Raw genomic sequence first — 12,303 nt, 5'->3', positions numbered from 1 at the left:
GCTCTTCAGTTCCTTTACAGTGCCGTGAAGCATCGTTGTACCGCTTTCATTCTTAGTGACTTCTATTACAGAGGTGATTATGAGAAGCAGATGATAGTGTGCTGCAAGAAGCATGATGTCGTGGCTATACAACTATACGACCAGTTCGCAAGAGAGTTGCCCGATGTGGGGCTCATCAAGATATGTGATGCCGAGACTTCACATGAGATGTATATCGACACGAGTGACAAGAAGCTACGTCATGCGCATCGCCAATATTGGCAGGAGAGGAGGGCGTCACTCGATAGACTGTTCAGCAAGACCAATACTGACAATATCTCAATTGCTACGAATGAAGACTATGTGAAGAGCCTCATACAACTCTTTAAGCTGAGGTCGTAAATACTTTATTCATAAGATTTTATAACAAAGATGAAACGATTATTTCTATCTATATTGTTTGTGTCGCTCACAATGTCGATATGGTCGCAGGTGACCATAGACCAGAAGATCGACACTATGCAGATATTGATAGGTGAACAGACCAAGTTGACCCTTAGTGTCACCCTTGATGAGAAGCATCATAAGATGTCATTCCCTAAGTTCGAAAGATCGCAATATATCACCCCAGGAGTGGAAGTACTGGAGTGCAGTAATATCGACACATTAGGAGTTGAAGATAATCTCATAAAATACAGCAAGTCTTATACGCTTACTTCATTCGACGAGAAATTATATTGCATTCCATCACAGAGCATAAAGGTAGACGGAAAGTCGTATCAGACTAAGGATCTCGCATTGAAAGTAATGACGATGCCTGTGGATACAGTACACACAGAGAAGTTCTACGGTCCGAAGGATGTGCAGGACAATCCTTTCAGCTGGGGCGAATGGGCAACTGTCTTCGGATATTCAATATTGTTTGTATTATTGCTAATACTGCTTGCATATCTGATAAACAGACTAAATACCAACAAGTCTGTAATAAAACCGATAAAATTCATCAAGAAAGTATCTGCCCATCAGAAGGCAATCACCGAGATAGAAAAGCTAAAAGAAGAGAAGGCGGCTGTTTCAGAAGATCAGAAGAGTTATTACACCCGCCTGACAATGATCCTTCGCCAGTATATAGCTGAGCGCTTCAATTTCGATGCTATGGAAATGACAAGCTCAGAAATTATAGAAAGGCTCCGGGGTGAAAATGAGGGCGCGATTGAAGAGATGGTTAGTCTTTTCCGTACTGCAGACCTCGTGAAATTCGCAAAGTATTCTGTATTGGCCAACGAGAACGACCAAAATCTCGTCAATGCTCTATCGTTCATCAATGACACCAAGAAAGAGGAAGAGAAACCTGTAAAGCTAGTCGTTGAAGAGAATGAAGTAGAAAAGAAAGTCAAGAGTCAGCGCAGGACATTGAAGCTGGCTATAGTCGTGTTGACGGCAGCTGCACTTTTTGCGTTGATTGTAGTGATATATAAGGTTTATTTAATCGTGTAGAGAAAGTTTCATGGAATTTGCAAACATAGAATATTTGTTTTTACTCCTTCTGCTGATACCATATATATTATGGTGTCTGCTCTACAGGAAGAAATACGAACCAACATTCCGAATGGCTGATACCTTTGCCTATCAGAATGTTCACAAGAGTCTCAGGTTGCGGCTTATAGAATTGCCTCATCTGCTGCGCGTCTTGGTGTTCGTGTTGATAGTGATTGTCCTTGCTCGTCCGCAGACACGCAACAGTTGGGGCGAAAAAGAGACTGAGGGAATCGATATCATGTTGGCGATGGACGTATCGACAAGTATGCTCGCACAGGACCTCAAGCCAAACCGAATAGAAGCAGCAAAGGCCGTTGCGGCTGATTTCATATCGGACCGTGAGAACGACAATATCGGTCTTACTATATTTGCCGGTGAGGCTTTCACTCAATGTCCAATGACAACCGACCACCAATCGTTGTTGAATATGCTTGTGAATGTGCGAACAGACTTGGCCGAACGTTCTCTGATACAGGATGGAACGGCAATAGGAATGGGACTCGCCAACGCAGTAGTCCGTCTGAAAGACAGCAAGACGAAAAGCAAAGTCGTTATCTTGCTTACAGACGGTAGTAACAACATGGGTGACATATCACCACTAACGGCGGCTCAGATTGCCAAAACCTACAATATCCGCGTATACACTATCGCCATCGGAAGCAAATCCCTTGCTCCTTATCCAATCAATGTGGGCGGAACTGTAAAATACGTTAACATGCGTGCAGATATAGACACACAGACCTTGCAGCGTATTGCCAATACTTCAGACGGTCAGTTCTACAGAGCTACAAATACTGCTGAACTGAAAAAGATATACAAGGACATCGACAAATTGGAAAAGACTCGTTTGAATACGAAAAACTTCTCCAAGCGTTCTGAAGCTTTTGTCCCATTCGCCATAGCGGCTGTATTGATTTTGATAATCGACATGTTGCTGAGGTTGACAGTATTCAGGCGTCTTCCTTAAAACCGTAGGGACATAAACAAGAAAACGATAGAGACAACAAACTTTCTGAGTTTAGTAGACTGCGTTAGAAGTTTGAGAGTCAACATCATACAATCAGGAAATAGCATATAAGCAAAAAACATAAACATTATGTTGAGATTCGCAAATCCGGAATATTTATATCTTCTGCTTGTCATACCGGTTCTGATGATAATCTGGACAGTGCAGACGAGAAGGAAGAGGAAACAAATAAACGGCATAGTAGACAAAGCACTACAAGAAGGGTTGATGCCAGGACGCTCAAAGTACAGGCCGCTTGTAAAGTTCTATATGACGCTCACGGCATTGGCATTGCTTATAATTGCTGCTGCCCGTCCGCAGGCAGGCATAAAGATAAGCAATGAGAAGCGAGCCGGAATCGAGGCAATGGTCGCATTGGACATAAGCAACTCCATGCTCGCTGAAGATGTGGCCCCATCTAGATTAGACCGCAGCAAGATGCTGATAGAAAATATGATCGATGGGTTCAAAGACGACAAGGTTGGTCTTGTGGTCTTTGCGGGTAGTTCATTCATACAATTGCCTATAACAACCGACTTCGTGTCTGCAAAGATGTTTCTTCAGAGTCTAACCCCCGGGCTTATTGCTACACAAGGAACAGACATAGGTGGAGCCATCAATATGTGCTGCAGCAGCTTTACCAAGAAAAACAATCTGGGAAGGGCCATAGTGCTTATAACCGATGGCGAAGACCACGAGGGAGGCGCCATAGAGGCTGCCAAGAAGGCAAAGAAAATGGGTATTAACGTATTTGTGTTAGGAATCGGACAGCCTAAAGGCGGACTTATTCCAGACGGGCATGGCGGATATATGCGTGACAACCACGGCAATGAAGTCGTGTCTGTACTCAACGAGGATATGTGTCGCCAGATTGCAAAAGCTGGCGGAGGTTCTTATATCCATGTTGACAACACCAACAGCGCACAGGAGTTACTTGACGAAGAACTTGCCAAGTTACAGAAGGGCGACCTGTTGAATGCCGTATACAGTGAATATGACGAGCAGTATCAGACTTTTGTACTTCTGGCACTTTTCCTTATAATAATCGAAGCACTCACGCTGGAAGTGAAAAACCCACTGTTCAGAAATATCAAACTGTTCAAGAAATAACATCCAGTATGTAACATGAGACCAATGATGATGATAATAAGAAAATACATAATAGCATTGCTCCTGCTGATTCCTGTGATTGCATCAGCACAGACCGACCGAGACTATATCCGGCAGGGCAACAAGGCTTACAAAGCCAAGCAATATCCTGAGTCGGAAGTGAGATACAGGAAGGCTTTGTCAATCAATCACGAAAACCCGCAAGCCCTTTATAACCTTGGATGTGCCCTCATGATGCAGAACAAGATGTCGGAAGCCGTAAAATTCTTCCAAAAGGCAGCAAGCACTGAGAAGAACAAGTTCAGAAAGTCAAAGTCTTATCATAACATAGGCGTCATCTGTCAGGGCAGTAAGATGTATCCAGATGCCATAAAAGCTTATTCTGAGTCTTTGCGCAATAACCCTTCAGACAATGAAACTCGTTATAACCTTGTACTCTGTAAGAAGCTTCAGAAGGACAACAAGCAGAACGACAAGAACAAACAGCAGAACCAGAGCGACAAAAACAAGGATAAAGGCAATAAAGACAAGCAGGAAAAGCAGAAAGATAAGCACCAGAAGCAAGATAAGCCGCAACAGAATCAACCTCAGATGAGCAAGGACAACGCTGAACAGCTTCTTAATGCAGCTATGCAGCAGGAACGTGAGACTCAAGAAAGGTTGAACCGCAGTCGCCAACAACAACAGACCAGGAGGCTGGAGAAGAATTGGTGATCCAGAGATAATTATATTATACGCCAGAAATACTTATATCATATAAAATGAAGAAAGTTATACTGAATATACTATTGGCATTTGCCATATCATTGTGTCACGCCCAGGGGCTGCATGTCTCAGTTCCCTCCCACGTGCAAACGGGAGAGAATTTCCGACTGACTTATGTGATTGACACGCAAGACGTTGGTGACCTGCATCTCGGCGGCATACCTGGAGCACTCGAGGTGATAACGGGTCCATACCGTTCGTCTCAGTCGAGCTATCAGGTGATAAACGGACATGCAAGCAGTTCATCATCTACGACATTCACATATATTCTGTGTGCCACGAAAGCTGGCTCGTATAGAATTCCTTCTGCAACAGTAGTGGCCAACGGGCGAAAATTCGCTTCACGTTCTGTACAAATAAAGGTGACGGGCAAGAGCATGTCGGCAAATGGCACGCCAAGGATGCACAATGGAGCTGACGACCAACCACGTATGAGGACTGCAGGATCTGAAATCCGCAATTCAGATCTCTTCATAAAGGTAAGTGCAAGCAAGAACAAGGTATATGAACAGGAGCCTGTGATACTGACATACAAAGTATATACGCTGGTAGATCTCAACGCACTTAAGGGTGACATGCCTGACCTTACAGGCTTCCACACGCTTGAAGTGCCATTGCCACAACAGAAATCCTTTCATATCGAAAACCACAATGGCAGACCATACCGTTGCGTAACATGGAGCCAGTACATAATGTATCCTCAGATGTCCGGAGCATTGAAGATACCAAGCATAGTGTTCAAGGGATCAGTAGTTCAGCAGAATAGAGACGTAGACCCAGTGGAAGCCTTTTTCAATGGTGGATCGGCTTATGTTGAAGTGAAACGCGACATTGTGGCACCTGGTATAACACTGAATGTGTTGCCTCTGCCCGCCAAACCGGCAACTTTCTCAGGAGGAGTCGGCGTATTCAACATAAGTGCGCAACTAAACAAGTCTGATATCAAGGCCAACGATCCGTTCACATTGCGTGTAGTGGTAAGCGGAAAGGGCAATTTGAAGCTCATCAAGACTCCAGTTGTCAACTTCCCTAAAGATTTCGATAAATATGACCCAAAGATAACCGACAAGACAAAGGTGACAGCCAACGGACTTGAAGGCAACATGATATACGATTTCATCGCTGTGCCGAGAAATCAGGGCGAGTATACGATTCCGGCCATTGAGTTCACATATTTTGACACTAACACGAATTCATACAAGACAATAAAGACCCAACCATTCACCATTAAAGTAGGCAAAGGTGATGGAAGCGGAACGTCCGTGAGCGACTATCAGTCAGATCTGCGCAACAAGGATATACAACCAATACACGAAGGTTTCGAGAGTTCGCATGATTTCGACGACATGTTCTTCTGTTCTACAGGATATTGGGTACTCATCACCATGATAATCCTGACATTCTCACTGCTGACCGTTGCCTCGAGAAAATACATCTCTTTGGGCAAGGACACCGTGAGAAGCAAGCGCCGTCTTGCAAACAGGCTTGCCCTGAAGCGCTTGAAGGCAGCTAATGACTCAATGCTGAAAGGAAATAGTTCCACATTCTATGAGGATATACTGAAAGCCATGTGGGGGTATGCCGAAGAGAAGTTTAATCTTTCAGCCGGAGAGCTCAACAGGAACAACGTGGAGAGTGTTTTGCTTGCCAACGGTGTAGGAGAAGAATTGTCAACGAAGTTCATCGGAATCATTGATGCCTGTGAGCTGGAACGATATTCACAGTCTTCTATGTCGAATGACATGAATACTATTTTCGAAGATGCAATGAATATGATAACACAGATAGAAGATTCACTGAAGGACAGCAAGAAAAAATCAAATAAACTGATTCTCGTCCTCATGTTGTCAGTACTGACAGCATTGCCTGCATCCGCAATAACAAAGGAGAATGCTGACAACGAGTACAAAAAAGGCAACTATCAGCAGGCAATAAAAGATTATAACGAGTTGCTGAAGACCACGAAGAGTGCTGATTTGTATTATAACCTGGGCAATGCCTATTACCGTACGGACAACATTACTTTTGCCATACTCAGCTATGAGCGTGCACTATTGTTGTCGCCGAGCGACGACGACATCAAGCTGAATCTGCAGATAGCACAGTCAAAGACGATAGACAAGATCACACCGGAAGCAGAGATGTTCCTGGTGCAATGGTATAAGTCGCTGGTCAATCTTATGGGTATCGACTCATGGGCGGCATTGTCAATTTTTTCTCTCGTGCTCACTCTGGCATTCTTCACTTTATATCTACTTTCGGTCAAGGTAACGAGACGCAAAGTTGGCTTCTTTGCAGGAATGTTTTTCGCCGTTCTGTTCGTACTTTCCCAGATTTGTGCATATCAACAAAAGAGCCAGTATCAGAATCGGAGAGGAGCAATCGTGGTAGTGCCATCGTTGCAGCTGAAAGACGTGCCTGATGATAAGGGGAAAAGTGTTACAGTAATACATGAAGGAACACGTGTTGACATCATAGATGACTCGATGAAAGACTGGAAACACGTAAAGCTAGGTGACAATAGGGAGGGATGGCTTCATTCTTCTCAAATTCAGAAAATCTAAATATCGAAAATGACAGGGAATATAGATTTAGCCATATTGCAGTTGGTCAATGGCAGCGAATCATCGTTCCTCGACGGACTGATGGTTACGTTGACTTCCGGGTTCACATGGATACCGCTCTATATCGCATTGCTTTATCTCGTGATAAGCAACAATGACAACATGACCAAGATAATGCTGATAATACTGTGTGGAATCGGTTGCGTGATGTTCTCTGGAGGAATCTGTGACTTTATCATCAAGCCTATGATAGGAAGGACACGACCTATCAACGATGACATGCTTGACGGAATAATATATACAGTAGGGGATATGAGCAACAAAGACTTCAGTTTCTTCTCGTCACACGCAGCAAACACCACCAGCTTGACAATGTTCTTCTCACTGTTGGTGAGAAACAGGAAATTTACTGTCGCAATGACGGCATGGGCTCTGATTAATTGCTACACAAGGCTGTACCTCGGAATGCATTATCCTTTCGACGTGTTGGTAGGCATAGCTTGGGGAGCGCTTGTTGGACTACTTTTATATTTAGTATATCTCAAGGTCTACGACAGGATGTTTCCCGATGTGGAATTCATTTCCAGCCAGTATACTTCTAAAGGCTATACAATAATTACTATCGACATTGTATTGCTCACAATGTCACTCTTGTTTCTCTATGCCATACTAAGATCGTTTATAAGTTAGAATAGCCAGTTTGCAGGTCGGAAACATAACGTTTGTCTGGTATAAGCCGCCTGTTTATTGCATGTAATCAACCTATTTGTCTGATGCAAACCACCTATTTACCTGATGTAGACAGTTTGGTTATACCATCAAGACATGGCATCCACCAAGTCATAAAAGCAAATTTAAAGAATTTATCAAATATGGAAATGGACGTAAAACAGATAAGAATCAGCGATTACAATTATCCTTTGCCAGATGAGAAGATTGCAAAATTCCCATTGGCAAAGAGAGACGAAAGCAAGTTGTTGATATACAACCACGGAAAGATAGAGGAAGACATTTTCCACAACATATCAAGCCATTTGCCAAAGGGTGCTATGATGGTGTTCAACAACACGAAAGTGATACAGGCACGCCTCCACTTCAGAAAGGATACAGGAGCTCTCATCGAAATATTTCTTCTTGAGCCCCATACTCCCGCTGACTATGAACAGATGTTTCAGACCACGAGAGAGTGCTCATGGCTATGCATCGTTGGAAACCTGAAAAAATGGAAAGGACAGGAATTGAAGCGTGAGGTTAACATCAAGGGAATCTGCGTGACATTACGCGCCAACTATGTTGAGGAACATCATACCTCGCATCTCATACGTTTCTCCTGGGACGGCGACAAGGTTTCGTTTGCAGATATACTTGAGGCGATGGGTGAACTGCCTATACCACCTTATCTCAACCGCGAGACACAGGAGAGTGACAAAACCACATATCAGACGGTATATTCCAAGATAAAGGGAAGTGTGGCTGCACCGACCGCAGGACTGCATTTCACAGACTCTGTGCTCTCCGATCTCGACAACCATGGCATCGACCGTGAGGAAATCACGCTGCACGTAGGAGCCGGCACGTTCAAACCTGTAAAATCCGAAGAAATAGGAGGCCATGATATGCATTCTGAGTTCATCTGTGTGCATAGAAGTACACTCGAAAAGCTCATAAGTCACGACTGCAAGACTATTGCCGTGGGTACAACGAGCGTAAGAACCCTTGAAAGCCTATATTATCTGGGACTAAAGTTACACGCGGATAAAGAAATTGAAGAGTCCAAGCTTCACATAGGACAATGGGAACCTTACGACGAGAACCTGCCGAAACTCAAATCACAAGAGGCGATAAACGCAATTCTTGACTATATGTCAGCAAAGAGGATAAGCACCATTCATTTCTCCACACAGATAATTATCGTACCGGGTTACGATTACAAGATTGTCAAGATGCTTGTCACCAATTTCCATCAGCCCCAAAGCACTCTGCTGCTGCTTGTCAGCGCATTCGTCAACGGCGATTGGAAATCAATCTACGATTATGCATTGTCACACGAGTTCAGATTCCTGAGCTATGGCGACAGCTCTTTATTAATACCATAACGAAAAAAGAAAACAATAAAAATGAAAATAGGAGACAAAGTAAGATTCATCAGTGAGAAAGGCGGTGGAGTTGTCGTTGGCTTTCAAAACAACAACATTGCTATTGTGGAAGACGAAGACGGATTCCAGGTGCCGACTCAGGTGCAAGACCTTGTAGTGGTGAACGACGACAAACAGGCGAAAATGCTATCAGGAGCCACAACACCGAAAATTCAGGAACCAGACATTCCGGCGTCACACGCCAATGCCATGGCAAACGCTCCTGTTGCCCAGAATTGCAACGTTCCCAAAGCTCTACACGTGTATGAGCGTGAGAATTCAGACCAGATAAACTTGTATTTGGGTTTTGTTCCAAAAGACAAGCAAAATATCAGTAAGACGGAATTCTTCATGTATCTCATCAATGACTGCAATTTTTTCCTCTCGTTCACATATTCACTTCAGCAGGGAGACGACTACAAACTCCTTGCGCATAACGTCCTGGAACCTAATACCAAACTGCTCATATCAAAGCTTACATTAGATGATGTGCAGGATTTCCAGAATGGAGCTATTCAAATCAACGCGTATAAAACGGACAAGCCATTCAAGCTTCAGCCAAGTTTAGATGTGAAACTGAAAGTAGACCCTGTAAAGTTTTATAAGCTCCACACATTCAGAGAAAACGACTTCTTTGATGAAGACGCTCTCGTGATGTCTGTCGTCGAGAACGGAGTACCGATGAAGACGCTCACCATTGAGGCAGACGACCTGAAGGAAAAGATAATAGAAAAGCAACGCATCGAGATTACCGCTCCTGCCCGGACTGCTCACAAGAGAAATGACAATGAGCCGCTTGTCGTTGACCTACATATCGATGAACTTCTCGACACTACAGCGGGCATGTCGCATACAGACATGCTGAATTTTCAGCTTGACAAGTTCCGTGAGACTTTGGAAAGTTTCAAGCAAAAGAAAGGTTTCAAAATCATCTTCATCCACGGCAAGGGCGAAGGCGTGTTGCGAAATGCCATAATCAGAGAATTGAGATACAAGTACAAAAAGTATACATATCAGGACGCTTCATTCCAGGAGTACGGATACGGAGCCACACAGGTAACCATCCACTGATGATTCTTTCATAAAAATACCAAGAGACATGCAAAACGGCTTTATCAAAGTGGCAGCATCCATACCGTCGGTAAAGGTTGCCAACTGCCAATACAATGTGCAGCAGATAGAGAATGCAATAGCCCTGGCAGAAGGCAAGGGCGTCGAGATAATCGTGTTCCCGGAACTTTCAATTACAGGATACACCTGTCAGGATCTTTTCCGCCAGCGGCTCCTTATTGAACAGGCTGAGCTTTCGGTGATGAAACTCCTTGACTTCACTCGCAGTCTGGACATCATAAGCATAGTTGGTGTACCAATCGTGGCTGGTGACTTGCTGCTCAATTGCGGCATGGTTATTCAAAAAGGAACTATCCTGGGGGTGGTAGTGAAAACATTTCTGCCTAATTACAGCGAGTTTTATGAGAAAAGATGGTTCTCGTCTTCGCAAGACCTGAAGCCCACAGAAATACGTTTTGCAGGCAGGACGGTGAAACTATCGGCAAGCCATAAAGTATTCCGTACATACGATGGTGTAACTTTCGGCGTGGAAATATGCGAAGATGTATGGTCGCCAAATCCGCCGAGCAACGAACTCGCCCTTTCTGGAGCAGAACTGATATTCAATCTCTCGGCAAGCGACGACCTTATAGGAAAGCATAGCTATCTGGAAAAGTTGCTCTCGCAACAGAGCGCCCGTACGATAACGGGGTATGTCTACAGTAGCTGTGGCTTTGGCGAAAGCACACAAGACGTGGTGTATGGCGGTAATGCCCTCATCTGCGAGAACGGAAACATTCTGACTCAAGGCCAACGCTTCAGCCTTGACCCACAGACCGTCATTTCTCAGATCGATGTGGAGAAATTGCGCAATGAGCGTCGTTCAAACAGTACTTATGCCAACGCTCAACGCGACCATGTGGCTGAAATAATAGATGCACAACCCGTGGCAGAGAAAGATTTCGAGCTCATCAGAAAAATCAATCCATTGCCTTTCATCCCGTTAACAGATGATATGTTCGATAGTTGTGACGAGATATTTTCTATACAGGTGATGGGACTTGCCAAACGTCTCGTGCATACCCACTGCAAAACCGTGGTAGTCGGTATAAGTGGAGGACTCGACAGCACATTGGCTCTGCTGGTATGCGTGAAGACATTTGATAAACTTGGGTTATCCCGCAAAGGCATAGTAGGAGTTACAATGCCTGGATTCGGAACTACTGACAGAACACATTCTAATGCCATGTCCCTGATGGAAGGACTCGGAATTACGATACGGGAAATCGGCATCGCCGATTCAGTGAAACAACACTTCTCTGACATCGGCCAGGATATAAACGTTCATGACGTGACATACGAAAATTCACAGGCCAGAGAACGCACTCAGATACTCATGGACCTAAGCAACAAGCTGTCAGGTATGGTGATTGGCACTGGCGACCTTTCCGAACTGGCATTGGGATGGGCTACTTATAATGGAGACCACATGAGCATGTATGGTGTCAATGGAAGTATTCCTAAAACTCTGATAAAGCATATGGTGCGCCATGTGGCAGAAAATGAGGTGGAAGAAAAGACGCGTGATACACTCCTCGACATCATCGACACACCTATCAGCCCGGAATTGACACCAGCCGATGAGGCAGGAAACATCGCACAGAAGACAGAAGACCTTGTCGGTCCTTATGAATTACATGATTTCTTCATCTACTATTTCCTCCGCTATGGCTATCGGCCGTCAAGAATATTCCTGCTTGCCAAGAAGGCATTTGATGGAACTGACAATAGAGTGGAAACATACAGCGATGATACCATAAAGCATTGGCTGTCAATATTTGCAAGACGCTTCTTCAATCAACAGTTCAAACGTTCCTGTCTTCCAGATGGTCCCAAAGTGGGCAGCGTGAGTCTTAGTCCGCGAGGCGATTGGAGAATGCCGTCAGATGCAGATTCCAGCCTCTGGCTGCAGGAAATAGATAGTTTGTAAGCTTTCCATATAGGACTTTGCCGAAAGGCAAAGCCCTAACCTCATAAAGCAAAAGGATGGCGTGAGGCTTTCCATACTATGCAATAATGCAATTATTGAAAGAAAATACAATAATTCAGAGTAATAATCGTTAATGTATTTAATGAAATATTCTGTTAACAAATT

The 12,303-nt window shown here is 44.1% G+C and carries 10 protein-coding genes; all 10 read left to right on the top strand.

What is annotated here, in order from left to right; genetic code table 11:
• Positions 1 to 381 (top strand): DUF58 domain-containing protein (locus QVO99_RS04860; protein WP_441295404.1); only part of this gene is annotated, 381 nt, incomplete at its 5' end.
• A gap of 30 nt (positions 382 to 411) precedes the next feature.
• Positions 412 to 1,476: a hypothetical protein gene (locus QVO99_RS04855; protein ID WP_022316478.1), complete on the top strand. Its 1,065-nt coding sequence runs from the start codon at positions 412 to 414 to the stop codon at positions 1,474 to 1,476.
• A 10-nt stretch (positions 1,477 to 1,486) separates the two neighbouring features.
• Positions 1,487 to 2,485 (top strand): vWA domain-containing protein, encoded by a 999-nt coding sequence (locus tag QVO99_RS04850; RefSeq protein WP_022316477.1) that lies wholly within the window; start codon positions 1,487 to 1,489, stop codon positions 2,483 to 2,485.
• Between the two features lie 129 nt (positions 2,486 to 2,614).
• A complete protein-coding gene (locus QVO99_RS04845) occupies positions 2,615 to 3,634 on the top strand; it encodes a vWA domain-containing protein (protein WP_022316476.1) in 1,020 nt (339 codons plus the stop codon).
• A gap of 24 nt (positions 3,635 to 3,658) precedes the next feature.
• Positions 3,659 to 4,348: a tetratricopeptide repeat protein gene (locus QVO99_RS04840; RefSeq protein ID WP_156132542.1), complete on the top strand. Its 690-nt coding sequence runs from the start codon at positions 3,659 to 3,661 to the stop codon at positions 4,346 to 4,348.
• A 47-nt stretch (positions 4,349 to 4,395) separates the two neighbouring features.
• On the top strand, positions 4,396 to 6,963 hold the full coding sequence (locus tag QVO99_RS04835; RefSeq protein ID WP_022316474.1) for a BatD family protein: 2,568 nt from the start codon (positions 4,396 to 4,398) through the stop codon (positions 6,961 to 6,963).
• A gap of 9 nt (positions 6,964 to 6,972) precedes the next feature.
• Positions 6,973 to 7,653, top strand: coding sequence for a phosphatase PAP2 family protein (locus tag QVO99_RS04830; protein WP_022316473.1), 681 nt, complete (start codon positions 6,973 to 6,975; stop codon positions 7,651 to 7,653).
• A gap of 188 nt (positions 7,654 to 7,841) precedes the next feature.
• Positions 7,842 to 9,059 carry an S-adenosylmethionine:tRNA ribosyltransferase-isomerase gene (locus tag QVO99_RS04825; RefSeq protein WP_288176966.1) on the top strand — a complete coding sequence of 406 codons (1,218 nt, stop codon included), beginning with the start codon at positions 7,842 to 7,844 and terminating at the stop codon, positions 9,057 to 9,059.
• A gap of 21 nt (positions 9,060 to 9,080) precedes the next feature.
• Entirely contained in the window at positions 9,081 to 10,169 is a 1,089-nt protein-coding gene (locus tag QVO99_RS04820; RefSeq protein WP_022316471.1) for a DUF2027 domain-containing protein, read from the top strand.
• A 28-nt stretch (positions 10,170 to 10,197) separates the two neighbouring features.
• Positions 10,198 to 12,138 (top strand): NAD(+) synthase, encoded by a 1,941-nt coding sequence (locus tag QVO99_RS04815; protein WP_022316470.1) that lies wholly within the window; start codon positions 10,198 to 10,200, stop codon positions 12,136 to 12,138.
• The last annotated feature ends 165 nt before the right edge of the window (positions 12,139 to 12,303 follow it).

Origin of the sequence: Prevotella sp. CAG:592, from assembly GCF_000436015.1 — a bacterium.
Classification (GTDB): domain Bacteria; phylum Bacteroidota; class Bacteroidia; order Bacteroidales; family Bacteroidaceae; genus Prevotella; species Prevotella pectinovora.
The sequence above is the reverse complement of the archived record's forward strand: the minus strand, read 5'-3'. Positions and strand labels throughout refer to the sequence as shown.

Excerpts from the sequence above, each read along its gene's own strand:
- QVO99_RS04830 (WP_022316473.1), top strand. The coding sequence starts at position 6,973 with ATGACAGGGAATATAGATTTAGCCATATTGCAGTTGGTCAATGGCAGC.
- QVO99_RS04855 (WP_022316478.1), top strand. The coding sequence starts at position 412 with ATGAAACGATTATTTCTATCTATATTGTTTGTGTCGCTCACAATGTCG.
- QVO99_RS04835 (WP_022316474.1), top strand. The coding sequence starts at position 4,396 with ATGAAGAAAGTTATACTGAATATACTATTGGCATTTGCCATATCATTG.
- QVO99_RS04815 (WP_022316470.1), top strand. The coding sequence starts at position 10,198 with ATGCAAAACGGCTTTATCAAAGTGGCAGCATCCATACCGTCGGTAAAG.
- QVO99_RS04850 (WP_022316477.1), top strand. The coding sequence starts at position 1,487 with ATGGAATTTGCAAACATAGAATATTTGTTTTTACTCCTTCTGCTGATA.
- QVO99_RS04825 (WP_288176966.1), top strand. The coding sequence starts at position 7,842 with ATGGACGTAAAACAGATAAGAATCAGCGATTACAATTATCCTTTGCCA.
- QVO99_RS04840 (WP_156132542.1), top strand. The coding sequence starts at position 3,659 with ATGATGATGATAATAAGAAAATACATAATAGCATTGCTCCTGCTGATT.
- QVO99_RS04820 (WP_022316471.1), top strand. The coding sequence starts at position 9,081 with ATGAAAATAGGAGACAAAGTAAGATTCATCAGTGAGAAAGGCGGTGGA.
- QVO99_RS04845 (WP_022316476.1), top strand. The coding sequence starts at position 2,615 with ATGTTGAGATTCGCAAATCCGGAATATTTATATCTTCTGCTTGTCATA.